The sequence below is a fragment of the Paenibacillus uliginis N3/975 genome (assembly GCF_900177425.1).
Classification (GTDB): domain Bacteria; phylum Bacillota; class Bacilli; order Paenibacillales; family Paenibacillaceae; genus Paenibacillus_AQ; species Paenibacillus_AQ uliginis.
The window spans coordinates 4,659,856-4,686,356 of the sequence record NZ_LT840184.1; the positions used below are offsets into that span (position 1 = coordinate 4,659,856).

Genomic DNA, 26,501 nt, shown 5'->3' on the forward strand with positions numbered 1-26,501 from the left:
AGCCGAATACGGCAGGCTAACTTAATTCCTTATGCAATTCATCTAGCTTTACGGTACGCTGTTCGCCGGTTTCCATCGATTTCAGAGCAATTTCACCGCGGGACAACTCGTCATCACCAAGGATCGCTGTATAACGAGCCTGTAGACGGTCAGCTGACTTCATCTGTGCTTTCATTTTACGGCCGAGGTAATCACGTTCTGCAGAGAAGCCTGCGCTGCGCAGTTTGTAAGTAATCTTCGTTACTTCCTGTTCTGCTGCATCACCCAATGCTACAAGATACACATCGAGCGGCTTTACGGCTTCTAGCTCAATCTTCTGATTTTCAAGTATAAGCAAAATCCGCTCCATCCCGATGCCAAAGCCGATTCCCGGCTGATCCGGTCCACCGATTTCCCCTACCAAACCGTTAAATCGGCCACCACCACCTACGGTATCGATAGCTCCAATGCCTTGAGCTTTGAATTCAAATGCCGTATGTGTGTAGTAATCCAGTCCACGGACAAGACGTGGATTAATCTCATACTCAACGCCCATGGCATCCAGATATTCTCTTACCTTTTCAAAATGAGTGCTGCACTCTTCATCCAGACTATCCAGAATCGATGGCGCTCCAGCGAACTTATCCTGGTCCTTCTTACAGTCCAATACACGCAACGGGTTCCGCTCCATCCGGGACTGACAGTCTGAACACAAGTTGTCTCTCATCGGCGTAAGGAAGGAAAGCAGAGTATCACGATAAGCTGCCCGCACTTCTGGGGTTCCGACCGAATTAATCTCCACCTTTACACCCTGCAGACCCAGTTCTTTCGTGAATGAGTACCCTAATGCAATAACTTCCGCATCCACAGCAGGATCAGCCGTTCCGAACACTTCAACACCGAACTGATGGAACTGACGGTAGCGGCCTGCCTGAGGGCGCTCATAACGGAACATCGGAGCGATGTAATACAGCTTGGTAACATCAGGCTCACCGTACAATTTGTTTTGCACGTATGCCCGGACTACACCGGCTGTTCCCTCTGGACGAAGTGTCATGCTGCGGTCACCCTTGTCCATAAACGTGTACATTTCTTTCTCGACAATATCCGTCGTCTCACCAACTCCACGCTCAAACAGCTCCGTCTGCTCGAAGATTGGCGTACGTATTTCTCGGTAGTTGTAGCGGCGGCATAAATCTCTGGCCTTATCCTCAACAAACTGCCATTTCTCGACCGTGCCCGGCAAGAAATCCTGTGTACCTGTCGGTTTCTCAAATCTGATATTTGCCATCGTTCATCCCTCCAATTAGTCCGGGACCGATTCCATCAAGGTAGACGTTCCCGACTGCTATGTAATTTCTCTTGAAAAAACTAAAAAACCCCTCGTTCCAGCTGTTGTATTAACAACTGGGACGAGGGATTGTCATAAACTGAAATCTCCCGTGGTGCCACCCACATTCCGGATCATCCAACATGAACAGTAATGTCAAAAATTACTGTATGGATTACTCCGCTTTCAACCGGATAACGCTCGGCTGCGCAGAACGGCTACTGGAAACATTCACCGGTGCAACCGGTATGTCATTCGCCGTCTGTTCTCGAGGAGGTCATTCGTCCACTCATCAAGGGAATCCTTACAGCCAAGGGGATTCCTCTCTGGTCATGTGGGGATGGAGTACTTGGTCCCGTCATCGAATCAGTATCGTTATTTTTAATATATCCAAAACATTATATTTTTAGATTGTAATGAACCGCCGCATTAAAGTCAAGAAAAAAAACTCAACGAAATCCCCTCGTGAAAAAGAAAAAGACCTACAAACCGATGTTGTAGGTCCAAAACATATATAAAAAAGGGGGTCATGCTGTTATTATAAACAGCTTATATTAAAGAAACATGATACAAACATTACAGTTATATTACAAGTGTGAAAGCGATATCTTTTCAATTAGTCGAACCGCTCAACATATGCATGGTTAGACCGAAGCATCCGAACAATATCCTCATAGTCCGTATCATTAACCTTGGCCGACAACACATACTTTAGTTCCCTGTAATCCGCATCGATTAAGTCCGCTGCATCCACCCACTCATCAAATTCAGAGGCAGGAGCATCCTCCGACCGCTCGAGGTCAGTAACATCACGCGTACCCACGATTGCACCCGCGGTTCCAGCCACACCGCCGACCGATCCCGTTCCAGTAGTGGAACCGCCCAAACCTGCCGCATTCAACGGCACTAGCGGCACCAAAATATTGGTACCTCTACCTACCGCCTCCTGAAGCTGTCCGACTTCCAGTTTTTCGGTTTTGTAAGTTATAAGCGTCATTCTTGCACCTTCCGCTTCATCCTCAGTTCTGAAATATGCTTGAATTTGTTTAGACATGTCCATTCCTCCTTTTTTCATGTCTCCTTTCACTTACGTCCTCGTTTTCTTATTACCCTGTTGTGCATTTTTTATAACAGTGTTTTTAATCATACAGAGGCAACAACAAAAAGCCGCCAAGTTGGCAGCTTTAAGTAATTATAATAGTAAAGTCCGTTCTTCTACGTTCTCGGCAAAAAGACCCGATCACTCGCTTTTACGTCCATCTTCCATATCGGATCCACAGGGAGCACAACGGAACGATTTATGTTCTCTGTCTCTCGCGCAGAACCAGAGGCTAATAGTAACAAAGAACTCCAACCAGCGGATTTAGGGGATTGTCGCATTGTTAAAAACTCCTTTATGCAGTGATTCCGACAAACATCTCTGTTTCACAGCATGTCCAGATATCTTTAACCTATGCGTCTTCACATAACAAACACAAATTAATTACGGCTGTCGATAATTATAGTGACCGGACCCCAATTGGTCAAAGAAACATCCATCATTGCCCCAAACACACCGGTCTCCACCTGAAGCCCCTTTGCCGCCAGTTCCCGGTTGAAAGCCTCATATAGCATTTCAGCCTTGTCCGGTTTAGCCGCCGCCATGAAATTCGGTCGCTTCCCTTTACGGATGTCTCCGTAGAGAGTGAATTGGGAGACGGATAAAATCGCTCCACCGATATCCTGTACGCTGAAATTCATTTTCTCATGCTCGTCTTCAAAAATTCTCAGTCCAGCCACTTTATCCGCCAAATATTTGACATCTTTCTCTTCATCCTCGTGTGTTACTCCAACCAGCACCATAAGCCCCTCACCAATGCGGCCTACAACCTCTTCATTCACGGTAACCTGGGCATTCTTACATCTCTGGATAACGACTTTCATGGATATCAGACCCCTTAATAAAAAAATCGCGGCCAGCCTCCTTTACAGGGAAGCCAGACCGCGTACATATTTAAGTACGGCAATGCGGCCGTACGCGCTTCACCTCAATACATCAATTCACTGCATAATACGGTGAACAGTATAGACATCCTTCACACGTTTAATTCGCTCAACTACCGAATGAAGATGGTCCGTGTTGCGAATCAGAATGGTCATGTGGATCATAGCCATCTTATTTTTGTCCGATCGACCTGTTACAGCCGAAATATTCGTCTTGCTCTCCGATACGGCCTGAAGCACTTCATTGAGCAATCCATTACGATCGTGACCGGTCACCTCAATATCAACACTATAATTGGCTTCTACGGTCGATTCCCATTCAACCTCAATAACACGCGCAGCTTCCTCACCATCACCGATTGCAGGCAGGTTCGCACAATCCGATCGATGCACGGAGACACCGCGGCCGCGGGTAACATAACCGACAATATCATCTCCTGGAACCGGATTGCAGCACCGTGCAAAACGAACCAGCAGATTATCGATCCCCTTAACTCGGACACCGTTGGTCGGACGGCTCCGTTTCTCCGGTGGAGCCTTGATTTCTTTCATCTCGGACGTTAGCTCCAGAAAATTTGCTTCCTCCTGCTCCTTGCGAAGCTTTTCGGTCAGGCGGGTACAAATCTGGGCTGCTGTAATTCCTGCGAAGCCAACGGCCGACAGCATATCCTCAATATCATTAAAAGCAAACTTCTTGGCAACCTCAATCAGTTTGTCGTCACTCATCCACTCAGAAACTTCAACACCGAGACGCTTCAATTCCCGCTCCAGCATGTCTCGGCCCTTCTCCACGTTCTCTTCCCGCTTTTCTTTTTTAAACCACTGCTTGATCTTACTTCTCGCGTGGGAAGATTGAGCTATTTTCAGCCAGTCCTGGCTCGGACCGTAGGAATGTTTCGAAGTCAGAATCTCGATGATGTCCCCGGTCTTTAATTGGTGATCCAGCGGAACGATCCGCCCGTTCACCTTAGCTCCGATCGTCCGGTTACCAACCTCTGTATGAATCCGGTAAGCGAAATCAAGCGGAACGGATCCCGCAGGAAGCTCGATAACCTCGCCTTTTGGAGTGAACACAAATACCAAATCCGAGAAAAAGTCCATTTTAAGCGACTCTACAAATTCCGAAGCATCTTTCGCTTCATGCTGTAGCTCCAGAATCTCACGGAAAAAGGTCATTTTATTATCAAAGTTACCTGCTCCACCAGAACCTTCCTTGTACGCCCAGTGGGCCGCAATACCGTATTCCGCCGTGCGATGCATGTCAACAGTTCGTATTTGTACCTCAGTCGGTTCCCCATTCGGTCCCACCACCGTTGTATGCAGTGATTGATACATATTCGCCTTCGGCATGGCAATGTAATCTTTAAACCGACCCGGCATGGGCTTCCACAACGTGTGAATGATGCCTAATGTCGCATAACAATCCTTGATGTTATCTACAATAATCCGGATGGCAAGAAGATCATAAATCTCGTTAAACTGCTTGTTTTTAACAGACATTTTGTTAAAGACACTATAAATGTGCTTGGGTCTGCCGGACAGATCGGCCTGAATACCCATCTCGTCCAACTTTTCCTGGATCCGGTCAATAACGTTATCAATGTACTGCTCCCGCTCCGCACGTTTCTTATGCATCAGATTGGCAATGCGGTAATATTGCTGCGGGTTCAGATAACGGAGTGCTATATCCTCCATCTCCCATTTGATCGCTGAAATACCAAGACGGTGGGCAATGGGACAAAAAATCTCAAGCGTTTCATGTGAAATACGCCGCTGGCTTTCCTCAGATTGGTACTTCAGTGTTCTCATATTATGAAGACGATCTGCCAACTTTATAACGATAACACGGATATCCCTGGCCATCGCAATGAACATTTTACGATAGTTTTCGTTCTGCTGTTCTTCCTTAGAACCAAACTTAATACGTTCCAGCTTCGTTAATCCATCTACCAACATGGCGCATGTATCGCTGAACTTCTCACGGATCTGTTCCAAGGAAACGGTTGTATCCTCAACGACATCGTGCAGCAGCGCAGCAATAACAGACAACGTGTCCATTTGCATGTTAACAACGATGTCGGCTACCGCGAGCGGATGAAGAATATAAGGTTCTCCCGATTTCCGCACCTGTCCATGATGGGCTTGCTCCGCAAATTCATATGCTTCCTGGATGCGGAGAAGATCGGGTTCTTTAATATAGGCGCCAGCCTTTTCGAGTAATCGCTCTATGCCCATTCTGAGTCCTTTCTCTTTCATTTCGTATATAAAATAAAACCCGCCCTTTGTCAAAACGTGCAGGTTCCCTCATCGAATGTTATTTCTATTATTATGACGCTTACGGCGGTTCACGTCAACACTGTGCGGATGGTCAATGCGCTTTAACATCAAGGTTCATAGCTAATTTTAATCATGTTCAATGGCATACTTCGACAATATTTGTAAGGTGCTGTATTTTTTGACGAATCGAAAAAAATGTAGTTGAAAAAAAAAACGATTGTATTTAATCTATTAAAGATCATGAAAGAACGGTATGTAATGATTAAAAAGTCCTTGAGGAGTGAATTAGTTTGCAACGCGAAATTCAAGTGAATGAGAAAATTCCGTTTGGCCCGGGGTTCCTGCTAAGCTTGCAGCATTTGTTCGCCATGTTTGGGAGCACCGTGCTTGTGCCGAATATTTTCGGTGTGGATCCAGGAATGATCCTGTTGATGAACGGAATCGGTACCCTGCTTTATATTCTGTTATGTAAAGGGAAGATCCCCGCTTATCTGGGTTCCAGCTTTGCCTTCCTCGCACCGGTCGGTCTAGTGCTCAAAGATAACCCAGGCGAGAACTATGGGAAAGCGCTAGGGGCGTTCATCGTTACTGGTGTTATCTTTTGCCTGATTGCCCTGATCATCAAACTTGCCGGCACCCGCTGGATTGACTTTGTATTCCCGCCAGCTGTAATGGGTGCAATCATTGCCATGATCGGTCTGGAACTCGTTCCGGTCGCAGCTGATATGTCTGGATTTCTTCCTCCAAGCGATCCAGTTGAAGCCGCAACTTGGTCTATGGACCCGACCACTATCACCATCTCCCTTGTAACACTAGGTGTTACTGTTTTCGGCTCTATCCTGTTCCGTGGTTTCCCGAAGATTATCCATATCCTGATCGGTATCGTTACAGGTTATGCACTTTCTTTTGCAATGGGCATCGTTGAAACCGAAAAAATTACCGGAGCAAGCTTTTTCTCCAAACCAACGATCATAACTCCGGAGTGGGATTTGGCCGCCATTCTCACGATTATCCCGGTTTCAATCGTCGTAATCGTTGAGCATATTGGCCACCTGCTCGTAACAAGCAACATCGTTGGCAAAGATCTATCCAAGGATCCCGGACTTCACCGTTCTCTTCTCGGAAACGGTATTTCCACTATTCTATCCGGCTTTGTTGGATCAACACCGAATACAACCTATGGTGAGAATATCGGCGTTATGGCGCTGACAAAGGTTTACTCCGTACGCGTTATTGGCGGAGCAGCCGTGATCGCTATTTTCCTGTCTTTCTCGGGTACATTCTCTGCTGTTATCGCTAACATACCAAGACCGGTTATGGGGGGCGTGTCGATGCTTCTGTTCGGTGTAATCGCAGCATCAGGTCTACGTATATTTGTTGAAGAGCGTGTCGACTTCTCCAAAGCAAGCAATATGATCCTGGCCACACTCGTTTTGGTTGTCGGAATTAGTGGTATCACATTGAAATTTGGTAACGTAGAGCTTAAAGGGATGGCACTTGCTACACTTGTGGGCATGGTCCTGGCTATCTTGTTTAAATTGTTTGAAATTTCGGGGCTCTCCAATGAAAAGGCGGACGAGCAACCTATTGTTGAAAAAATCCAAGATTAATCAATAGTTCTTATGCATGTACTGGTGTAACAATACAAAAGAGGCGTCCCAAAAGGTCTATTGACCTGGGACGCCTCTTCGTTTGTTGTAAGACATTGTTATTATTTCCCGGGAAAAATCCGTTGAAATGTGATGGTGCTTATTCGTAATGCATAAGTGTAAATACATCTATCCCTTGCAATTTGTCACGACCGTTAAGCTCTGTAAGCTCAATCATAAACGCCGCTCCAACAACATTGCCGCCCAGTTGGCGAACCAGGTTTACTGAGGTCGCAATCGTTCCACCTGTAGCGAGCAGATCATCGGCAATAAGAACATTCTGTCCTTTTTCAATGGCATCGGTATGCATAGCCAGTTTATCTTTTCCGTACTCAAGATCATACCCTACTTCAATCGTTTCGTAAGGCAGCTTGCCGCTCTTGCGGATCGGTGTAAAACCTACACCCAACGCGTAAGCAAGCGGGGCTCCTACTACGAAACCGCGTGCCTCTGGACCAGCGATAACGTCGATCTTAAGATGTTCCACCATCTTTTTCAATTCATTGATTGAACTCCGATAGGCCTCACCATTCTTAAGCAGCGTTGTAATGTCTTTAAAGCTGATTCCCGGCTGCGGGAAATCCGGAATAACGCGAATATAATCCTTAAAATCCAAATAAATCTCCTCCTAAGTCAGATGACTGTCATTTACGATGCACCTTTTGAACGGGCCATCATCCAATGGGTTAATTGCGCGGTGCTTGCGTGCAGCAAATGCTGCTCCATCTCTGCTAATTCACTCAGTTCCCTAAAATGACGGGAAGCATCAAGCGGTTTTTTATCCGGCTTCGTTACAAATGTAATCATACCTTGGGAACGCTCAATGAACACCAGTTCCTCGAACACATCCAGCACTTTCAGAAGCATCCGCTGAGAAAGTGCTGACTGTCTGTTCATCCGAGTGATTACTTCGTTTTCGGACATCGGCTTTGAGCCTAGACCGGCAAGCATGACATACAGCTTTTTAAACTGATCCCGAGTCGGTATTTGCAGTTGATCTCGCTTGCTACGGATCGGATGCAGCAAAAATATATTAGGCACGGAGCGGAACGATGACAACAAAGAATCAAGCTGTCCCGGTGACTCCGGTACGTCCAAAACAAACAACACAGAAATTGACTCACAGCCGCCTTTTTCCGCGACTGGATTCATCGGCAAAATGCCAGCATTCCTATCATATACCCAAAGGGACATATCATACAAATGACTTTTTATAGCATCATGTGAATCTTGTGCAAATACGACAGCCGAACGGGCTGCAGAGTAGTTTAAATGAGGCTCTAAAATCTCTCTCAACCGCTTCAACTCGATTATAGGCTCTTTCATACCGCGGTAGTCAAACACCTGCTGATAAGGCACACTCATGTCCTGTATCATCAGCTGCGGCTTCCGGCTGTCATTCCATTCATTCACCGAAAGCTCTCCCAACACGTCTACCTTCGTCCCTTCCGGGAGCACATCCGCCAGATGGCCTAATCCAAATGCGACAGCATCCAGCCGGTCACCGTTCTGGTGAAAACGCAGCTTTAAATGTTTGTTCTCTTTGCCCATTTTACGTACTTCCATCACTTCCATACCACGAAAGACCATTTTCGGCACCGCATTGGACATACCAAAAGGTCCAAGCATCTCGAGCTCATCAATGACCTTAAGCGGAACATCGGCAATAGAGCACTCCAGATCCGCATGATAAACTGGGATAAAGTGTTCTTCCCTTAACACGACATCCGCAAATGAACACAGACCTTCTTCGAATTCAGCCAGTCTATCCATGTGAAGACTCATTCCTGCTGCAGCTGGGTGTCCGCCAAAGTGATGCATAACGTCCTTACAGGAGTTTAGCGCTTCGTAGATATCAAATCCTGGAATAGAGCGAGCTGACCCCTTACAATTGCCGGTCTCCGGATCGATCCCGAGTATAACAACCGGTCTGTAAAAGCGCTCTAGTATTTTGGAAGCTACAATGCCCACCACACCGACATTCCAACCTTCACCGGCCAGGACAATGACCGGAGGTAGCTGATCATACCCCCAGCGTCTTTGAATCATATCCATCGATTCCTGTACAATCTGCTCCACGACCTGCTGGCGGTTCTTATTCAGAGCATCCAGTTCCCATGCGAGCCGCTCAGCTTCATCCTGATGATCTGTCGTTAGAAGGGTTACGGCTCTTCCAGCATGATCGAGTCGACCGCTAGCATTAATTCTTGGTGCCATGGCAAATGCCACATTAACGGCAGTTACCTGATCCACATTTACCCCACCAACCTCAAGAAGAGCTCGTATACCAGCGAATCGGGTCCGTCTCATCGACAAAAGTCCGTTTTTAACCAGTATACGATTCTCACCTTCCAGTGGCATAAGATCTGCGATCGTCCCAATAGCTACAATTTCAAGCCATTCCTGTGGAGGAGTTCCCACAAGAGCCTGTGCTAACTTGTAAGCAACACCTACACCAGCTAAACCCTTAAAGGGATAAGGACAGGCCGATATTTTCGGATTGATAAGCGCGTAAGCATCAGGAAGCTGCTCAGGTGGCTCATGATGGTCGGTTACAATGACATCCATACCAAGCTCATTCGCATAAGCTATTTGTTCAACCGCACTTATTCCTGTATCTACAGTGATTACAAGACTTACACCCTGTTGGTGTGCCCAATCGAGCGCATGATTGTGAAGTCCGTAACCCTCGTTGGAACGATGAGGTATATAAATATCATATGAGGCACCCAGGTGTCGCATTAAATAAATCATAAGCGAGGTGCTGGATACACCATCTGCATCATAATCCCCGTAAATTAATATATGCTCTTTGTCTTCTAGCGCTTTGCGGATTCGAGGGACCGCTTCGTTCATGCCGAGCATTAGAAACGGATCATGTGTGAGATCAAAAGTTCCGTTTAAAAACAGCTCCCCATCCTCTGGAGAGGTGATTCCTCTGGCGGCCATTAAAGAGGCTATCAGCGGAGAGACCGACAGTTCTTTTGCGAGCTGCCCAGATATCTCTGCATCAGCCGAAAGCGTTCGCCATTCATATTTGGAATACAGCACAATAGTTCACCTTTCTTCCTGCTTCCATACCGCTTTGCCAGTTTGTCCTAATGTACAATTACTGTGGTAATGTCGGCAGATCGTTGTCCATCAAATCATAATTCGATTTGTATGGATAGCCAGGCTCGTAAGGAACTACACTCACGTTCGCTTCCGTAACATGTATAAATCGGTGCAGCAGCAGCTTTCGAATCCTGTCCGCAATCTCATGAGCTTCCCAGACGGTTATACGCGGATTCACACTGACCTTCACATCGAGGCTTATCTGACGCACTTGTCCATGCTCCTGCACCTTTAAATCTTCGATTGTGATGACGCCATGGACGCGCTGTATAGTATCGAGATAATCGGCGCACTTCTCGTGACGAGGTTCCTCCGGCAAAGTACCATACACCGAACGAACAATAAGAATATAACCCTTTCTGAGCACTAACCCTGATACGATAAGTGCTGCAATGGAATCCATATATAACAGAGCCTGCATTTCAAAATATGCTCCTGCCATCGTGAGGAACACGCTGATCAGGACAGTTAACGAAGAGTATAAACCGAATCGATAGTTTTCAGAGTGGACTTCAAACCGGCGGTCATTGTTTTTCTTGGACTGACGATACTGGTATTGAAAAACAGCCTGATTCACAGCGAGCGATACTAATACAGCTATAAGTGCCAACCGACCCGGAGCCTCCGGTGTTCCAGATGAGAGATCCTTTAAGGCAGATACGGCAATTTGAAGTCCGCTCATTAATATGATTACCGAAAATAAGATAGAGATAAAAGGTTCAGCCTGTTGTCCCGAAGACCTCATCCCATTACCTTTAGATAGCTTCCGTCCTCTAAACCAAGGTATACGGTCCGCAAGCAATGTGGCTGCGTTAGCCGCTGAATGCAGTGCATCACCCATAAGAGCTCTGCTTCCAGAGAAATACCCGGCAGCTCCTTTTCCAATTGCCACAGTAAAATCACTTATAATTCCGGTCCAAACAGCTGTATCTGTATGAGACAAGCGTTCGTTATTCACATGAGGCCCCCCTCAGATATGCTCTATAGCAGCCATACACCGATAACTTAGAAAGCCGCGTCGCCTACGACGCGGCTTTCATTTTTAATAAATGTTAACTGACCTTTTAACACATATTCCTTACTGCCAATCTTAGATATCTGCTTTAGATGGCTTCGGGGCTTTAGGTTTTCCGACATTTTTACCCTTCAGCAGCAGCCACAGCGGGCTTGCAATAAAGATCGAGGAATACGCACCGAACAGCAGACCGATAACGATAGCCAGTGAGAACATCTGTATTGACTCGCCGCCAAGTATGAGCATGAAGAACGCCGCAATAAATACCGACAGCGCAGTATACAAGGAGCGGGCAATCGTTTGAGACAAGCTCCGGTTGACCAGCTCAACGAGATCGGAATGCTTTTTGAGCTTAGCGAAACGCATATTTTCACGGATCCGGTCAAATATAACGATAGTATCGTTAATGGAATAACCGATGATCGTCAAAATAGCGATGATGAAAGTTATATTCACTTCCAAGCGGAAAATCGAGAACACACTGATAACGACAAAGGCGTCATGCAATAGTGCTATGATCGCAGCAATGGCAAAACGCCATTCGAAGCGAATACTTACATAAATGATGATCCCGACACAAGACAGCAGCACTGCATAAACTGCATTTAGCCCTAATTCTTTCGCCATCTCAGGATCAACCGTATTTACCTCCATTGACGCTGACTTGTCCAGCTTTTGAATACCAGCCTTCAAAGCTAGATCCTGAGGCTCAGTCAGCACCTGACTGAATCGGATATTCACCCGATCGTTACCCGGTGTAATGCTTGCATCTTCTCCAATACCCGCTTCCTTCAAAATGGGTTCGAGTTGTTCCACAGTAAGCGTCTTGGATGTAGTAATGTCCACATTAGAGCCGGAACGGAAGTCAACACCGTAATTCAGACCAACCGAAGCAAGGAAAATCGCACCCACAATGGTAAGAATAATGGAGAATGTATAGAAATACCGGCTGGCACCTACAAAGTTAAATTTTTTAAAGTGCACGTATGTCACTCTCCTTTACGCCAAAATGCTTCGGTTTGCTAGCCCAACCGATCTTAACTAGCAGATTGAGCAAGAAACGGGAGAAGTATACGTTCGTGGCAATACTCATGATAATCTCCAAGATAAGCACAATCGCAAAGCCTTTGACAGCACCTGTACCAAATCCAAACATAACCGCTGCAACGATAATTGTCGTTACATTGGAATCCATAATTGTACGGAATGAGGATTTACCACCCACTTTGACGGATGATGCGATACTCTTACCGCTGCGCATTTCTTCGCGGATACGTTCGTAAGTGATGATGTTGGCGTCAACTGCCATCCCGATACCCAGAATAAATGCGGCAATACCAGGCAAGGTTAGTGTAAAGTTAGCTAAAACGAAAATCAGAATAAGGAGCCAAGTATGCAAAATAAGCGCAAAGCTGGCAAGCAAACCTGGAATACGATACATACCAATCATAAAGATCAGGATTAACGCAGAAGCAATTAACCCCGCTTCTAAAGTTTTAGTAAGAGATTCCATCCCCAATGTAGCGCCTACGCTTTGAGAGTATTTCTCCGTCAGTTTCAACGGAAGTGCGCCAAGGTTAATGGTATCGCGAATTTTTTTGGCCTCATCAATCGAGTATGAGCCGGTAATTTGTGCAGAGCCGTCTGTTAATACATTCTGTACCGTCGGAGCAGACAGCAGCTCGTCATCCATAAAGATAGCAAGTTCTCGTCCAAGAAGGCGTTCTGTGATTTCAGCAAATTGAGCTTTATCTCTTACCTTGATGTCGATCATAGGCTGATTCAAGTTATCGTAGACCACAGAGGCTCCGTTTTCTACAAAATCGTTACCCCGAAGCTCAATTTTACAAAACTCTTCTCCCTCTTTACAACCGTCGTTACTGCGGAACGTAAGGTTCGCTGGTTCTTTCATCGTCTTGCGGACCTCTGCCTCGTCAGTTACGCCTGCGACCTTTAGACGAATTCGGTTAGTCCCTTCCGGTGTTACCTCCGGTTCAGTCGTTCCCAATGCGTCTGCGCGTTTTTGTAAACTCTTAGCGGTCTCTTGCAGGGCTTCTTTTGTCACCTGCTGACCTTCTATCAGTGGTTGTGCCTCATACAAGATTTCAAAGCCGCCCTTAAGATCCAAACCTAAACGAACGTCTTTTATTAATCCTGGGCTCGTTACAACCATGATACCGGTGACCACGAGTACGGTAACGATGAAACTGATAATTCTCTTCATGCCGTCCCTAGTTCCCCTTTCTATTTCTCAATATTCCTATTATAGCCATGCCTCAAAATCCCGTCAATTTATCATTAATTGTCGACTTCGTGAAAATAACCGAAGATTCCCAAAACAAAAAGAGATCATCCTTCGTTAGTCGAAAGAAGATCCCTTATATGCTGATATTGTCATATAGTTCATGAGACTGGTCGCTTTCAATGACAGAACATCATTTACCAGTTTATGAAGAGAAGGCATGCCCTGCTTCTTGTATTTGCTGCTTACACAATTCCAGACATCGTCAACAGTCACGTACTCGTATCCGATCATACGGAACTCCTCAGCCTTGCTGGAACAGATCATGTTAATCATGCTGGCCAATTCTTCCTCACTCATTGATTCCATTCCCATGTTTTGTCGCCTCCTCCCCGTTGTCTTTAGCTTTACATTCGACTGAAAATATCTTTTCCCTTCTTTTCGTACCATGGTTATCAAAAAAAGTAAAGCATCAGATGGGACAGGTAGGGCATATCCATATCAGTAGGGCAGGGTTTAGGATTCTTTTTTACCAGGGAGTGGGATGAACATTGAACAAACAATCATTTATTAAAGGTACCATGATTCTGTTGACGGCTGGAATTATTAACCGGCTTCTCGGATTTATTCCTCGAATTGCCCTTCCTCGGATCATCGGACCGGAGGGTGTCGGTATTTACCAACTCGGCTACCCATTTTTTATCGTTCTCGTCACAATCATCACGGGCGGAGTCCCTCTTGCCATTGCAAAAATGGTGGCTGAGGCAGAAGGTGCCGGAAAGAGCGACTATTCCAAGCACATACTACGGACCAGTCTGGCTCTAACCGTGATAGTCGGAACTCTATTTATGTTCATTAGTCTCCTGCTGGCTCCATGGGTTACAAGTGTAATTCTGCCTGATGAACGGGTCTACCAAACTTTTGTCAGTATGACTCCAATGATGATCATTGTAGCTGTCTCGGCTGTTTACCGCGGATATTTTCAAGGAAAGCAGAATATGATTCCGTCTGCAGCGTCATCCATCATTGAAACGATTGCCAGGATCGTGTGTATGCTCTGGTTTGCTTATATATTGATGCCGAAGGGACTGGCATACGGAGCTGCAGGAGCCATGCTTGGAACCGCTGTCGGGGAACTTTTCGGCATGTTTGTCCTACTTTGGCAGTATGCACGAGATGAACGACGCAGACCAAACGCAGTTCAAAATTCACACACCGATGAGCAACACCATCTTCATACTCCACCCCAGAACCGTAACATCCTTAAACGCATGCTTGGCATTGCCATTCCAGTCACTGGCGGGAAAATGGTTGGGTCCATTTCCTATTTGATGGAATCCATTATTACAGCTCGAAGTTTGGCGCTAGCTGGCATAGCTACATCCGTAGCAACGGCCCAATATGGAGCTCTACAGGGTATGGTCATCCCCCTTCTACTGCTTCCTGGGGCGATTACGATGTCCCTTGCCGTTGCTCTTGTCCCTTCCCTTTCAGAGGCAGCGGCCAGAAAAGACCGGGCAACCATTCATAAACGGATGAATCAGGCACTTCGTCTGGCTCTTGTGACGGGAGCACCTTTTGCCGTCATCATGTACATTTTGGCCGAACCCCTCTGTTTGCTGCTGTATGACAATGCAGAAATAAGTATCATGCTCAAGATTATGGCTCCTTTTGCACTGTTTCTTTATGTACAGGCACCGCTCCAGGCTGCGCTGCAGGCGCTGGATCGGCCGGGCAGAGCTTTGATGAACACTTTGTTCGGTGCTTTAATCAAAATGGGACTCATCCTGTATTTATCCTCTAATCCTGAGTTCGGCATCAAAGGTGCAGTTATTGCCATCATCGTAAACAGTATTGCTGTAACGGTACTTCATGGATACAGTGTATCTAGGTTGATCGGGTTTCGATTCAAGCTGCTCGACATCATTAAAACAGCAATTGTTATGCTCATTATGGGAGCCGGTATTTTGTTCGGATATCGTCATCTTCCCTTTACAGGATTACCATGGCTTCAGTTCTTTTCTGCCGCAGCTGCAGGAGTGATCTTGTATCTTATCGTGGTTTTCATGATGAAGCTCGTAACATTCCGGGACTTGGTACGGATACCGGTAATCGGTAAATGGTTTAACCGATAATGCAGGATGGCTGCATTTAATTTTAGTCGTTACGATCAACGTACACTCTCCCTTTATGGTCCATGGAACACAAGAATACTTCCTTGAAATCTCTGGCTCCATGTTTTTGAATTTCATTTTTTAGCCAAAACCTCGTCTTATCGATCAGTGCCAAGTTTTCATCCTGAACCTTACCATCCATAATTAAAGGGACCGGTAGACCCTCATATGTTATTTTGCCGTATGGTATCTCGATCCGACTGTCCGTATCCTTGACATTCTTGAATTTGTTGTTTGATGATTTATCTGAAACAGAAAAAGAGGAACTACTGCTTGAATTGCTCGATGATTCTTTAGGTATAACCGTCAATTGACCAGACGTTTCGAGAATCGCAAATTCAACGTCAGCCAAACTAGCGATATCCTTTCCCCTGAGCTGCTGCATCAAATCATCAAGGTTATAACGTAACTTGCTCATTTCTTTACGATGCAGCTTCCCTCTGGACACAATAATACTGGGCTTTCCGTCTGCCAGCAGCCGCACCTTGCGACTCTTCAGTCCCCAATAAGCAAGTCCCACCTGAATAGTAACAAGTACCGCGATAGGTATGATTCCGTCTATAAGCGGCTTATTTACATCTTCAAGCACGAAGATAGCGATTTCTGCGATCATAATGGAGATAACCAGGTCAAAAATAGATAGCTTTCCGATCTCTCTTTTTCCCATAATACGCAAGGTTATAAAAGTAATCCCGTACATTAAAATTGTCCGGAAAATAAGGAGTGTGATATGTGTGGTCAATTGTATTCCCTCCCAGGTAATTGGACATGTTCAAGGTATTGCTATTCTGCCCCCGACCCCGCTTTCCATTCGGTATGTCATGATTAATTAATGGTAATCATACAGAACTTCATAGATAGTACTAACTGTGTAGGCTTGGCCATACAATGATTAATAATTGAAGTTTAGTAAAGGGGCTGATTTATTGGAACCGATCCGACGCGTTTTCTCCTTACGGATCAACAATCCGATTCTTTCCGGATTGCTGTATTCATTCATGTGGATGTTTCTCGGCGCTTTGGGGCTGTCACTGCTCCTCTGGGCGAGCAATCTCTCTGAGGATGACTTATCCCTGTACACGTTTCTCGTACATGGAGTTTCCGCTGCATTTGGCGGCATTGTAAGTGGTAAGCGTGCAGGAAACAAAGGCTGGTATTATGGCTGTCTCACAGGATTGTTATATGGAATTATGTTAATTGTTATCGGTTTTCTCGCTCTAGACAGTTCTTTATCGTGGGGAGATCTTACACTTATTGCTGCGGTTTTAGTTGCAGGTTCCATCGGTGGCATTTTTGGTGTAAATTTACGTAAATAAATTGTTAATTCTCTTTCCCGAAACTGTGTTACACTGGTAACATTGTTCATTAATGATTTAGGAAAGAGGAGGCTTTTGTTTCATTGTTATATCAATCCATGACTACCATAACTCTATTCACTACACTTAATGTGATCGTGCTCCTGTGGATCGGGACTCTTCAAAACCCCTTCAAAGCACTTTTTACACTTGTTCGAGAACTCTTCACAACCCCGCGCTTTTTCATACTGTTTGCGGCCATGGCGGCAATTCTTATGTTGAATAAATATGAGCTACAGTTCGAACAAGAGCATTTTATATCTCCAAATGATTTCACACCCATGATTTTCCAATTGGAAGGTTTTTTTGTGAAGCATGTACAGGAAATCTTTTATAGTCCCTGGCTCACACCAGTTCTTGCTTATTTTTACCTGCTTGTATTTCAGGCACTGATTATCGGATCTATCGGGGTATACCTCATTCAACATAACAAAGCTCACGTGTATGCTACCTGTTATGCGATTCTAATTAATTACACGATGGCGATCCCTTTCTTCTTGTTCTTTCCAGTAAATGAAACTTGGTCCTATCAGCCTGCAGGCGTGACTTTTTATATGCTTGAAGTATTTCCGAACTTTGAGTCGGTCTATCGCCCATTATCAGGTTTAGATAACTGTTTCCCAAGCCTTCACACTTCTTTGTCAGTGACCATGGCTGTGCTGGGGTTCCGTTCCGGAAATAGACGTTGGGCGATCATTACTGGCATAAGTGCAGCTATCATTATATTTAGCATTTTCTACTTAGGCATTCACTGGTTGTCTGATATGCTGGCGGGAACACTTCTAGGCTTGATGGCCTCCTCATTAGGTATATATTTAGGAAAGCTCACAGACAAGAAAGCAACTCATTCCCTTTATTACAATAAGATGACGGGATAGCATTTATATCAACAAGAAAAGCCTGGTTCCAAATAGGAACCAGGCTTTTTCGTGATTTACCTAAAGCTTGGGGCTTCAGGAAGAGATCATCTATGCCTCGGAATCGGTATTGACGCTGTGGCTGATCGAGCTACGATCAAACGTCAGTTTCGTGACGTCGTTCACTTTCAACACCACTACATCGTCAGTAATCTCCATGATTGTGCCGTGAAGACCGCCGATTGTAACTACCTTATCACCTTTTTTCAAAGCGCCAAGCATAGCATTACGAGTCTTCTGTTTTTTCTGCTGTGGACGGATAAGCAGAAAGTAGAAGATGACGAACATCAATACGAAGGGCAGAATTAAACCCACTATTCCGCCGCCTTGTGTCGGTGCTGCTGCAATTTCAAACATATCTTTCCCCCCCTTCATGGACTTCCCATGATGGCTTTAATCTTAAAAACCTTTTTCATTATCGTGCAGGCCGTACTTTTCAAAAAACTCATCGCGGAAATCAAGCAAGCGATCTTCCATAATGCTTTGCCGCACGTTACGCATCAGATTAAGAAGAAAATGAAGATTATGATACGTTGTAAGCCGAAGGCCAAACGTTTCATCACTCTTAATCAAATGGCGCAGATAAGCACGTGAGTAGTGACGGCATGTATAGCAATCACACTCCGGATCAAGCGGTCCAAAATCCCTGGCGTACTGGGCATTCCGAACGACAAGACGGCCTTGACTTGTCATCGTCGTTCCGTTGCGGGCGATCCGCGTCGGAAGCACACAATCGAACATGTCCACACCCCGGATAGAGCCTTCCAGCAGCGCATCAGGCGAGCCAACCCCCATCAGGTAACGCGGTTTATTGTCCGGAAGCAGGGGTACCGTGTAATCCAGCACTTCATACATAAGCTGCTTGGATTCTCCCACACTAAGTCCACCAATAGCATAACCCGGGAAATCCATGGAAGTCAAATCACGCGCGCTCTGGCGCCGCAGGTCCTCATACATGCCCCCTTGAACGATAGCGAACAGGCCCTGATCATGCGGACGGGCATGGCTCTTTAAGCAGCGCTCAGCCCACCGTGAAGTACGTTCCGTAGATTTCTTGACATAATCATACTCCGCCGGATAAGGAGGACATTCATCAAACGCCATCATAATATCTGAACCAAGTGCATTTTGAATTTCCATTGCGACTTCTGGAGAAATAAACAGCTTGTCTCCGTTCAGATGAGAACGGAAGTTAACGCCTTCTTCAGTTATTTTTCGCATCTCAGCCAAACTAAATACTTGAAAACCACCACTATCTGTCAGAATCGGGCGATCCCAGTTCATAAATTTATGCAGACCGCCTGCTTCTTTAATGATGTCGTGGCCTGGTCGAAGGAACAAATGGTACGTATTGCTCAAAATGATTTGTGCATCCATCGCCTTTAGTTCTTCCGGACTCATCGTCTTAACTGTTGCCAGTGTTCCTACGGGCATGAATGTCGGTGTTTCAATTACACCGTGTGGTGTGTGTACGCGGCCTAGTCTTGCTCCCGACTGCTTACATGTTTTGATATGTTCATAGGTGATAGCTGCTGCCATTTTGATAAACCTCCGAAATTAATAAATAAACATAGCGTCTCCAAAGCTAAAGAAACGGTATTCCCGTTCTACAGCTTCCTTATAAGCTTCAAGAATATGATCCCTGCCAGCTAAAGCACTTACAAGCATAACGAGTGTAGATTTCGGAAGATGGAAGTTTGTAATTAATGCATCCACCACTTTGAACTCATAACCCGGGTATATGAATATGCTCGTCCAACCACTGCTCTCACGCAGGAGCCCTCCCTGACACTGGTTTCCTACGGTCTCTAATGTTCTGCATGAGGTTGTTCCAACAGCAATAACTCGTCCGCCTCTGCTCTTGGTCTCATTCAGCAAGTCAGCCGTTTCTTGAGACAGAACATAATATTCTTCATGCATGACATGGTCTTCCACCTGATCAACAGACATAGGACGAAAAGTGCCCAGCCCCACATGAAGTGTTATAAAAGCGATGTCGACGCCTTGCTTTCGAATACAATCAAGCAGTTCTTCCGTAAAATGAAGTCCCGCTGTTGGAGCAGCGGCTGAGCCTTCATGTTTGGCATATACGGTCTGGTATCGATCACGGTCATCCAATTTCTCTTTAATGTAAGGAGGCAGTGGCATCTGTCCGAGAGAATCTAATATTTCCTGGAAGATTCCATCGTAAGAAAAGGACAAAACCCTTGCGCCCAACTCTCCCTCTTCATCAATAATGGCGCGCAGTTTACCTTCGCCAAACGTGATAACGCTCCCCTTTTTTAGCCTCTTTCCAGGCTTTACGAGTGCTTCCCAGCGGTCCTCGCCTAGAGCTTTCAGCAGAAGCACCTCAGCTTTGGCACCCGTATCTTCCTTAGCGCCAAACAGCCGGGCAGGAATCACTTTAGTATCGTTAAGCACCAGCGTATCGCCAGGCCGCAGATAATTTACAATATCTCCGAACACTTGATGAGATAACGCGCCATCTTCTTTACTCACGGTCAACAGCCTTGAAGAACTGCGGTCAAGCAGAGGAGTTTGTGCAATTAAGTGTTCAGGCAATTCAAAGTCATACAAGTCTACATTCATCGTGGTCAGTCCTTAATAATAGTTGAGTTGCGGTAATAGTGTTGCAAAATCTCCTTATAATCATACCCCTCATCGGCCATTCCCTTGGCTCCCCATTGAGAAAGACCCAGTCCGTGCCCAAAGCCTTTGCCTGTAAATTTGAATCCGGCCGTCTTGTCAATGACTCTGGCTTTACTGTCTCCATTCATCACAACAGAACCGGCGCTGGAGGTATTTTGTACTCCGTCAGCTGAAACAACAGAGACATTCTGGCCACCTGAAAGGGTTGATGCTACACCGTTAGCGCCCAATACAGTATAACTTCCGGTAGGTTCAATATCAAACATGGTGCTCGGAAGTCCGCTAAAAGCAGACCGATACAAATCCGGGTATTTAACATCAAGAATTTGTCCGTTTGCCGTTACTTGTACAGCTCGGCCCGATGGTCCTCTTTGGGTAACTTCCAGCGTATTGATCGATGAAGGCAGACTCGAACTCGTCTTACCCTTCAAGGACTGAAGCAATTCGGAAGAGGTGAATGGACCTCTCACCCATTCATAGCTGTTCGATTCATTTACCTTATCCAATATAACTGCCGTATCGCCCGGGTTCATCTGTGCAGCCGGCTTTACAGAGGATTGGATGAGAGGCAGCGGCCGAATGTTAGTATCCTTCGCAGTAACTGTCATGATCCGAAGACCAGCGGCTGTTGCTGCACCTGTTTCCTTGACGTTATCTTCACGCACGTAACCTGTGACCCCATTTGGCAAAAGGATATGATACCACTGTTTCAGTGCAGCCTGTGAAGATTTATCACCAGGACTTTCTACAGCTGCAAATAAATCATTTGCACTGTTCCATACTTCAGAAGGATCTGCTGTCATCCCTCCACTGTTGGATGAAAACACCGCCTCGACAAGCTTGTTATTGCTCATCAGAACTTCACCCTTAGTCGCATCAACAGCTTGGGTGATGCTTCCTTGTTCAGTGCCTATTCCACTGTAAGCCTGGCTGAGTGTCGTATCTACCACATGAGCTACTTCAAACTTGTTTCCTTGAAACAAAGCATAGCTCCGTGCAGCAACTGCTTGTGCCTTCAGCGCTTCGCTCCCCCATGACGATGGCACTTCTGCACCAACTACGGAATACAAATACTGCTCGAACGGCAGCTCGTTTACAAGATAAAGCTGACCATTCTTCGTACCGATCTCGAATGCGCCTCTATATTTTCGATCAGAGCGCTCCATCACTTGAATGCCTGAATTTGAAGAGGTTTCTACCCATAGCTTGGCCCCTGTGCCTGCCATCACATAATGAGCGACCGGCTGTGCCTGTGCCAGGTTAAGTCCTGCATCCTGTCTTATCATTAGACCAACAGCATCTTTGCCGACTTCATCCAGCGGTACCGCCGAAACAGCTTGAGCTGTACTTTTTAGCGCCGCAAATTCAGCTGTGTTCGCAGCCTCACCGACCCACACGGCATATTTAACAGTGCCTCCGGTTGGCACAATAACATTTACCGCATCGATCCCTGAATCCACGAAAGTCCTCCGAACCTTCTCAGCGGCAGCCTCAGAATCAAATTGTCCAGCTGTCAGATGCAAAGACCCTTTTGCTGCAGGAGTCTGGCCATTCAAATAAGCCGCAGCTGTCTTAGCTGTTCTTGCAGCAGCTTCTTTAGCAGCCTGTTCATTGGAATACATACCTGAATATAACTGAAATACATTTCCGTTACTACTCTCGGATAAGAACAGCAGCGGCTTATCTGCCGTCGCCTGTAATTTCTTCGCTGCCTCGGATGCGGTCTTCCAATCCTTCGTCTCGAGCACTTTTACACGGTAGGAATCCACACTTAAGCGAACTTTCTGAGACCCCGGAATCGAGAGCAATCCTTGTGATACTTCAGATGTAATTAATGATGCATTAAAAGATTCCGACGACTCCACGGTTACAGCTGGAGTCGTGGACTTATACTTGCTTCCAAGATCCAGAAACAATGCCACCCTTATATTATCCAGAGAAGGTGCTGCAGCGGATACAGCTGGTGCATACCATACGCTCCCCGCCACGATGACGGCCAACAAACCCTTGGCACACCAAGTGCGGATGCTTCGATTCCATTTCTTTGTTGTCATTGGTTAATTCCTCCTGCATTGTAAGAATGGACGAAAAAGTCATTTATATCGTTCATTTTCATGATGGCTTCCACAAGGAAGTCTATGTTATCGACGGTCATCCGGATATGGAATACCTAAATGGCTGTATGCAGCCGGAGTAACGACACGCCCCCTTGGAGTCCGCTGGAGGAATCCAATCTGAAGCAGATAAGGTTCGTACACGTCTTCAATAGTCTGACTTTCTTCACCAATTGTAGCGGCTATCGTATCGAGTCCTACCGGACCGCCTCGAAAGCTGCGAATCATCGCGTTAAGCATCTTATGGTCGACCAAATCCAGCCCCATCGGATCCACCTGAAGCATTTTAAGCGCTTCTTGGGCAATATCAGGTGTAATCATACCGTCACCACGTACCTGTGCATAGTCACGTACACGCTTTAGGAGACGGTTAGCTATCCTTGGTGTCCCCCTTGAACGTAGCGCAATCTCATTGGAGGCATCCCCCAATATTTCTATTCCCAAAATATCAGCACCCCGGGATACGATATAACTCAGCTCGTCCACCGTGTAAAATTCCAAGCGGCTTACCACACCGAAGCGGTCCCGGAGCGGTGCAGACAACAGTCCTGCGCGGGTAGTAGCACCGATTAATGTAAAAGGTGGCAGGTCAAGTCGAACGGAACGTGCGCTCGGACCCTTCCCAATCATAATATCTAACGCAAAATCTTCCATCGCCGGGTACATGACTTCCTCAACAGTACGGTGCAGACGATGAATTTCATCAATGAACAGCACATCCCCCTCCTGTAGATTTGTAAGAAGGGCTGCTAAATCTCCCGGACGTTCAATCGCAGGTCCAGATGTAGTTCGCAGACTGACACCCAGCTCATTAGCAATAATGTTCGCAAGAGTCGTTTTTCCGAGACCCGGTGGTCCGTACAAAAGCACGTGGTCCAAAGCTTCTTTACGCATTTTGGCTGCTTCAATGTATATATGCAAATTTTCTTTGACCTGGTTCTGGCCAATATATTCTGCTAAGTAACGGGGACGCAGACTAAGTTCTACAGCCTGATCCTCCATCATCAAGTTGGCCGTTATGATACGGTCATCCATTGCTCAACAACTCCTTTCAGTAACCGACATCTTAACCGGCATATAATAACTGCAGTGCCCGTTTCATCAATACATCCACGGATTCTCCTGCTGTTGTTTCCTTAATTTTAAGCCATACCTTATCCAGCTCACCATCCGTATAACCGAGAGCCTTCAATCCCTCACGTGCTTCAGCCCATGCCGAGCTATCGTCCGGCTCGATGTCATTGACCGCAAACAGACCCGTGGTGTATGCAACACTTCCAAAACCCTCGAGTTTATCCTTCAGGTCTAAAATCATCCGCTGAGCTGTTTTTTTACCAATACCCGGCAACTTCACGAGAAAAGAAATGTTCTCCTGGTAAATAGCCGACACGACATGATCAGGCGATCCGCCTCCCAATATACCTAGGGCAACACGCGGACCGATACCCGAAACCTCGATAAGCTTTCTGAAAAGCTTCTGTTCCTCTCTTGTCGGAAAGCCGAACAACAGCATAGCATCTTCACGCACATGATGGTGGGTGAAAACCGTAATCGGTCCTTCGACTTTAGCAAAGGCGAACGGATTCGGGCAAAATACACGATATCCAACACCCTGGACGTCTAGAACAATATATTCATTTTCAATATGGACAAGCTGTCCCCGTAAAAAATCTATCATTTTCGCAGTACCTCATTTAACTTTGAATTCAATGTATACGAATGGGCATGGCAAATGGCTACCGCCAGTGCATCCGCCACATCATCAGGCTTTGGAACACTTTGCAACTTCAAGTACATTCTCACCATTTCCTGTACCTGCTTCTTTTCAGCTTTTCCGTACCCTACAATCGCCTGCTTAACCTGCATCGGTGTATATTCGGCGACAGGCAGCCCCCGCTGTACTGCAGCTAAAATAAGCACGCCACGCGCTTGAGAGACGGACATGGCCGTCGTAACATTCCTGTTGAAAAACAATTTCTCAAATGCGACCGCTTCCGGTTGGTACTTATCGATCAATTGTACCATGCCTTCATATACATGATTCAGCCGCTCTTCCTCAGGAGTATGTGCTTCTGTCTGGATACATCCGTATTGAACCGGTGTTACCTTGCTACCTACCTTATCTACAAACCCGAAACCGACAATCGCGATTCCGGGGTCGATTCCCAATATGCGCAAACCTAATCTCTCCTCTGAAGCGAACATATGTATCGTTCTCCCCATTATAACAAAAGATCGGCATCAGATGAGGAAAAACTTTGAACCTTTCCATCCATCCAAATTTTCTGCAGACGCAAATAAGGAGACACCTAAGGCGTCTCCTAATCTACAAAGTATATTCATCACTTAGCAGCTCTTTCAATAAAAAGCTCAGATCGTATCAATGAGCTTTCATTACATTTTCAGCCATATCCCTAGCATAATCACTAAACGTTGACAGCACGCTGTTATATTCATCGATATCTTGAATCCGTATGCCATCCTGCAGTTGTTTTAACACATCTTTTGGCAAAGACGATTCCATCGAATCGATATCCAGCTGAAAAAAGGTTCTCAGCACCTTTTCTTCTTGTGGAGGTCCGTCAAAAAGCGTCAGGTTTCCATTAGCATCGACACTCATATAAGCTTGTTCCTTGCAGGTCGGTGACAAGTCATCGGATACCGTTTCTTCTAGCCATACTTCACCGTTGTCATCCATTCTTCCTTTCCAGGCCGGATTGTTGTTCAGGAGTGTATATACACTGTCGGCATCAAGGCTCCCAAGTATCTGTTCCTCTACACCACATACATATAAAGTTCGTAAATGTACTATTCTTTTTTCCTGAGAGTCGTTCAGCTGCTGCATAAAGACCCGTTGTTCCTCTGACTCTCCATCACCGCCGTTTTGTAGATAATTGAGTGTCTCCAAGGCAATAGGTGAGTCATCCGTCATCTGAGTTAAAAGTTTTTTCATTTGATCAGGCAAAGTCTGACCAGCCCAGACAACGCCCCCTATGATCAAGATGAGAGTACAGGTCCATATGGCCCGTCTCCATCGTCTCCATCGTTTCCTGAATTGTTTTTTCATCTGGAAAACATTCAAATTAATCCCCTTCTGTCCAATGTTTTTCATAGTTTGACCTGTTCATCACCCATTTATTCAAAATCTTTCATCAGTCATGCGTGAAGAACTTGGACTTTAGGGTAGGAGATAACAGAAAAGAATCCATTGCTCAGAGAAATTCTGATCAATGGATTCTTCATGAATCGGGACGACACGATTTGAACATGCGACCCCCTGGTCCCAAACCAGGTGCTCTACCAAGCTGAGCTACGTCCCGATATAGAATATAGATACGATAAGAAAATTATAGCATCAATATACTCAAAATGACAAGATTGTTTAACAAAATGATATGCCGGTGAAGGGACTCGAACCCCCACGGTTTCCCTCACGATTTTGAGTCGCGCGCGTCTGCCAATTCCGCCACACCGGCTTAAAATAAAAACAACCTCTTCGGAAGAGGATGTTACCATCTATTATTCAGTCTGATAATAAAATGGCGCGCCCTGAGAGATTCGAACTCCCGGCCTTTTGATTCGTAGTCAAACGCTCTATCCAGCTGAGCTAAGGGCGCAAATCATGGAGCGGACGACGGGAATCGAACCCGCGACCCTCGCCTTGGCAAGGCGATGCTCTACCGCTGAGCCACGTCCGCAAAAA

The 26,501-nt window shown here is 45.9% G+C and carries 24 protein-coding genes and 4 tRNA genes; 5 read left to right on the plus strand and 23 right to left on the minus strand.

Annotation, left to right across the window (positions count from 1 at the left end):
• Nucleotides 1-16: 16 nt before the first annotated feature.
• Nucleotides 17-1,270 carry a histidine--tRNA ligase gene (gene hisS, locus B9N86_RS21965; protein ID WP_208915261.1) on the minus strand — a complete coding sequence of 418 codons (1,254 nt, stop codon included), beginning with the start codon at nucleotides 1,268-1,270 and terminating at the stop codon, nucleotides 17-19.
• A 182-nt stretch (nucleotides 1,271-1,452) separates the two neighbouring features.
• Here hisS and B9N86_RS21970 point away from each other — a divergent pair, with 182 nt between their 5' ends.
• Nucleotides 1,453-1,719, plus strand: coding sequence for a hypothetical protein (locus B9N86_RS21970; RefSeq protein WP_208915262.1), 267 nt, complete (start codon nucleotides 1,453-1,455; stop codon nucleotides 1,717-1,719).
• A gap of 206 nt (nucleotides 1,720-1,925) precedes the next feature.
• On the opposite strand, the gene B9N86_RS21975 is transcribed toward B9N86_RS21970, so the two are convergent.
• The 3 genes from B9N86_RS21975 to B9N86_RS21985 all read right to left on the minus strand — a co-directional run bounded on the left by B9N86_RS21975 (nucleotide 1,926) and on the right by B9N86_RS21985 (nucleotide 5,527).
• Nucleotides 1,926-2,363 (minus strand): hypothetical protein, encoded by a 438-nt coding sequence (locus tag B9N86_RS21975; RefSeq protein ID WP_208915263.1) that lies wholly within the window; start codon nucleotides 2,361-2,363, stop codon nucleotides 1,926-1,928.
• A gap of 425 nt (nucleotides 2,364-2,788) precedes the next feature.
• Complete coding sequence (dtd, locus tag B9N86_RS21980; RefSeq protein ID WP_208915264.1) at nucleotides 2,789-3,232, minus strand: D-aminoacyl-tRNA deacylase; 444 nt, start codon at nucleotides 3,230-3,232, stop codon at nucleotides 2,789-2,791.
• Nucleotides 3,233-3,349: 117 nt separating this feature from the next.
• Nucleotides 3,350-5,527 (minus strand): RelA/SpoT family protein, encoded by a 2,178-nt coding sequence (locus B9N86_RS21985; RefSeq protein WP_280175006.1) that lies wholly within the window; start codon nucleotides 5,525-5,527, stop codon nucleotides 3,350-3,352.
• Nucleotides 5,528-5,859: 332 nt separating this feature from the next.
• On the opposite strand from B9N86_RS21985, the gene uraA reads away from it, so the two are divergent.
• A complete protein-coding gene (gene uraA / locus B9N86_RS21990) occupies nucleotides 5,860-7,179 on the plus strand; it encodes a uracil permease (protein WP_208915266.1) in 1,320 nt (439 codons plus the stop codon).
• A 139-nt stretch (nucleotides 7,180-7,318) separates the two neighbouring features.
• Here uraA and B9N86_RS21995 read toward each other — a convergent pair whose 3' ends face one another.
• The 6 genes from B9N86_RS21995 to B9N86_RS22020 form a co-directional block, all read right to left on the minus strand.
• Complete coding sequence (locus tag B9N86_RS21995) at nucleotides 7,319-7,834, minus strand: adenine phosphoribosyltransferase (protein WP_208915267.1); 516 nt, start codon at nucleotides 7,832-7,834, stop codon at nucleotides 7,319-7,321.
• 32 nt (nucleotides 7,835-7,866) lie between these two features.
• Nucleotides 7,867-10,269 carry a single-stranded-DNA-specific exonuclease RecJ gene (recJ, locus tag B9N86_RS22000; RefSeq protein WP_208915268.1) on the minus strand — a complete coding sequence of 801 codons (2,403 nt, stop codon included), beginning with the start codon at nucleotides 10,267-10,269 and terminating at the stop codon, nucleotides 7,867-7,869.
• Nucleotides 10,270-10,327: 58 nt separating this feature from the next.
• On the minus strand, nucleotides 10,328-11,290 hold the full coding sequence (locus tag B9N86_RS22005) for a cation diffusion facilitator family transporter (protein ID WP_208915269.1): 963 nt from the start codon (nucleotides 11,288-11,290) through the stop codon (nucleotides 10,328-10,330).
• A 132-nt stretch (nucleotides 11,291-11,422) separates the two neighbouring features.
• Nucleotides 11,423-12,331, minus strand: a complete 909-nt coding sequence (gene secF, locus B9N86_RS22010) for a protein translocase subunit SecF (protein WP_208915270.1) — start codon at nucleotides 12,329-12,331, stop codon at nucleotides 11,423-11,425.
• A complete protein-coding gene (gene secD / locus B9N86_RS22015) occupies nucleotides 12,321-13,571 on the minus strand; it encodes a protein translocase subunit SecD (RefSeq protein ID WP_208915271.1) in 1,251 nt (416 codons plus the stop codon). The genes secF and secD overlap by 11 nt, the downstream gene beginning before the upstream one ends.
• 135 nt (nucleotides 13,572-13,706) lie before the next feature.
• A complete protein-coding gene (locus tag B9N86_RS22020) occupies nucleotides 13,707-13,964 on the minus strand; it encodes a post-transcriptional regulator (RefSeq protein ID WP_208915272.1) in 258 nt (85 codons plus the stop codon).
• Between the two features lie 176 nt (nucleotides 13,965-14,140).
• Here B9N86_RS22020 and spoVB point away from each other — a divergent pair, with 176 nt between their 5' ends.
• Complete coding sequence (gene spoVB, locus B9N86_RS22025) at nucleotides 14,141-15,724, plus strand: stage V sporulation protein B (RefSeq protein WP_208915273.1); 1,584 nt, start codon at nucleotides 14,141-14,143, stop codon at nucleotides 15,722-15,724.
• A gap of 22 nt (nucleotides 15,725-15,746) precedes the next feature.
• Here the strand turns inward: spoVB and B9N86_RS22030 are convergent, their stop codons facing one another.
• Nucleotides 15,747-16,463: a YetF domain-containing protein gene (locus tag B9N86_RS22030; RefSeq protein WP_208920625.1), complete on the minus strand. Its 717-nt coding sequence runs from the start codon at nucleotides 16,461-16,463 to the stop codon at nucleotides 15,747-15,749.
• 226 nt (nucleotides 16,464-16,689) lie between these two features.
• Between B9N86_RS22030 and B9N86_RS22035 the strand changes: the two genes are divergently transcribed.
• The gene (locus B9N86_RS22035) at nucleotides 16,690-17,079 is read left to right on the plus strand and encodes a TIGR04086 family membrane protein (protein ID WP_208915274.1); all 390 of its coding nucleotides are present in this window, start codon (nucleotides 16,690-16,692) and stop codon (nucleotides 17,077-17,079) included.
• A gap of 98 nt (nucleotides 17,080-17,177) precedes the next feature.
• Complete coding sequence (locus B9N86_RS22040; protein ID WP_208915275.1) at nucleotides 17,178-17,996, plus strand: phosphatase PAP2 family protein; 819 nt, start codon at nucleotides 17,178-17,180, stop codon at nucleotides 17,994-17,996.
• A gap of 90 nt (nucleotides 17,997-18,086) precedes the next feature.
• Here the strand turns inward: B9N86_RS22040 and yajC are convergent, their stop codons facing one another.
• From yajC to B9N86_RS22100, 12 genes are all read right to left on the minus strand, one after another.
• Entirely contained in the window at nucleotides 18,087-18,392 is a 306-nt protein-coding gene (yajC, locus tag B9N86_RS22045) for a preprotein translocase subunit YajC (RefSeq protein WP_208920627.1), read from the minus strand.
• Between the two features lie 42 nt (nucleotides 18,393-18,434).
• Nucleotides 18,435-19,574, minus strand: a complete 1,140-nt coding sequence (gene tgt / locus B9N86_RS22050; RefSeq protein ID WP_208915276.1) for a tRNA guanosine(34) transglycosylase Tgt — start codon at nucleotides 19,572-19,574, stop codon at nucleotides 18,435-18,437.
• 18 nt (nucleotides 19,575-19,592) lie between these two features.
• Complete coding sequence (queA, locus tag B9N86_RS22055; protein WP_208915277.1) at nucleotides 19,593-20,624, minus strand: tRNA preQ1(34) S-adenosylmethionine ribosyltransferase-isomerase QueA; 1,032 nt, start codon at nucleotides 20,622-20,624, stop codon at nucleotides 19,593-19,595.
• Between the two features lie 5 nt (nucleotides 20,625-20,629).
• Nucleotides 20,630-22,738, minus strand: a complete 2,109-nt coding sequence (locus B9N86_RS22060) for a SpoIID/LytB domain-containing protein (RefSeq protein ID WP_208915278.1) — start codon at nucleotides 22,736-22,738, stop codon at nucleotides 20,630-20,632.
• An 87-nt stretch (nucleotides 22,739-22,825) separates the two neighbouring features.
• The gene (gene ruvB, locus B9N86_RS22065; protein WP_208915279.1) at nucleotides 22,826-23,833 is read right to left on the minus strand and encodes a Holliday junction branch migration DNA helicase RuvB; all 1,008 of its coding nucleotides are present in this window, start codon (nucleotides 23,831-23,833) and stop codon (nucleotides 22,826-22,828) included.
• Nucleotides 23,834-23,864: 31 nt separating this feature from the next.
• The gene (ruvA, locus tag B9N86_RS22070) at nucleotides 23,865-24,476 is read right to left on the minus strand and encodes a Holliday junction branch migration protein RuvA (protein WP_208915280.1); all 612 of its coding nucleotides are present in this window, start codon (nucleotides 24,474-24,476) and stop codon (nucleotides 23,865-23,867) included.
• Nucleotides 24,473-24,976: a crossover junction endodeoxyribonuclease RuvC gene (gene ruvC, locus B9N86_RS22075; RefSeq protein WP_208915281.1), complete on the minus strand. Its 504-nt coding sequence runs from the start codon at nucleotides 24,974-24,976 to the stop codon at nucleotides 24,473-24,475. The genes ruvA and ruvC overlap by 4 nt, the downstream gene beginning before the upstream one ends.
• 202 nt (nucleotides 24,977-25,178) lie before the next feature.
• Complete coding sequence (locus tag B9N86_RS22080) at nucleotides 25,179-25,751, minus strand: BofC C-terminal domain-containing protein (RefSeq protein WP_244562798.1); 573 nt, start codon at nucleotides 25,749-25,751, stop codon at nucleotides 25,179-25,181.
• Nucleotides 25,752-26,044: 293 nt separating this feature from the next.
• Nucleotides 26,045-26,118: transfer RNA gene (locus tag B9N86_RS22085), tRNA-Pro, on the minus strand.
• 76 nt (nucleotides 26,119-26,194) lie between these two features.
• Nucleotides 26,195-26,274 (minus strand) — tRNA-Leu (locus tag B9N86_RS22090).
• Between the two features lie 64 nt (nucleotides 26,275-26,338).
• Nucleotides 26,339-26,415 (minus strand) — tRNA-Arg (locus B9N86_RS22095).
• Between the two features lie 6 nt (nucleotides 26,416-26,421).
• A tRNA-Gly gene (locus B9N86_RS22100) sits at nucleotides 26,422-26,496 on the minus strand.
• Nucleotides 26,497-26,501 lie beyond the last annotated feature (5 nt).

What these genes read in the sequence shown, in the direction of transcription:
- secD (WP_208915271.1), bottom strand. Translation starts at nt 13,571, where the DNA reads ATGAAGAGAATTATCAGTTTCATCGTTACCGTACTCGTGGTCACCGGT.
- B9N86_RS22030 (WP_208920625.1), bottom strand. Translation starts at nt 16,463, where the DNA reads ATGTACGGGATTACTTTTATAACCTTGCGTATTATGGGAAAAAGAGAG.
- B9N86_RS22020 (WP_208915272.1), bottom strand. Translation starts at nt 13,964, where the DNA reads ATGGGAATGGAATCAATGAGTGAGGAAGAATTGGCCAGCATGATTAAC.
- B9N86_RS22040 (WP_208915275.1), top strand. Translation starts at nt 17,178, where the DNA reads ATGACTACCATAACTCTATTCACTACACTTAATGTGATCGTGCTCCTG.
- B9N86_RS21975 (WP_208915263.1), bottom strand. Translation starts at nt 2,363, where the DNA reads ATGTCTAAACAAATTCAAGCATATTTCAGAACTGAGGATGAAGCGGAA.
- B9N86_RS21970 (WP_208915262.1), top strand. Translation starts at nt 1,453, where the DNA reads ATGAACAGTAATGTCAAAAATTACTGTATGGATTACTCCGCTTTCAAC.
- ruvA (WP_208915280.1), bottom strand. Translation starts at nt 24,476, where the DNA reads ATGATAGATTTTTTACGGGGACAGCTTGTCCATATTGAAAATGAATAT.
- yajC (WP_208920627.1), bottom strand. Translation starts at nt 18,392, where the DNA reads ATGTTTGAAATTGCAGCAGCACCGACACAAGGCGGCGGAATAGTGGGT.
- B9N86_RS22060 (WP_208915278.1), bottom strand. Translation starts at nt 22,738, where the DNA reads ATGACAACAAAGAAATGGAATCGAAGCATCCGCACTTGGTGTGCCAAG.
- hisS (WP_208915261.1), bottom strand. Translation starts at nt 1,270, where the DNA reads ATGGCAAATATCAGATTTGAGAAACCGACAGGTACACAGGATTTCTTG.
- tgt (WP_208915276.1), bottom strand. Translation starts at nt 19,574, where the DNA reads ATGGCAGCAGCTATCACCTATGAACATATCAAAACATGTAAGCAGTCG.
- dtd (WP_208915264.1), bottom strand. Translation starts at nt 3,232, where the DNA reads ATGAAAGTCGTTATCCAGAGATGTAAGAATGCCCAGGTTACCGTGAAT.
- B9N86_RS21985 (WP_280175006.1), bottom strand. Translation starts at nt 5,527, where the DNA reads ATGGGCATAGAGCGATTACTCGAAAAGGCTGGCGCCTATATTAAAGAA.
- queA (WP_208915277.1), bottom strand. Translation starts at nt 20,624, where the DNA reads ATGAATGTAGACTTGTATGACTTTGAATTGCCTGAACACTTAATTGCA.
- B9N86_RS22080 (WP_244562798.1), bottom strand. Translation starts at nt 25,751, where the DNA reads ATGAAAAAACTTTTAACTCAGATGACGGATGACTCACCTATTGCCTTG.
- ruvB (WP_208915279.1), bottom strand. Translation starts at nt 23,833, where the DNA reads ATGGATGACCGTATCATAACGGCCAACTTGATGATGGAGGATCAGGCT.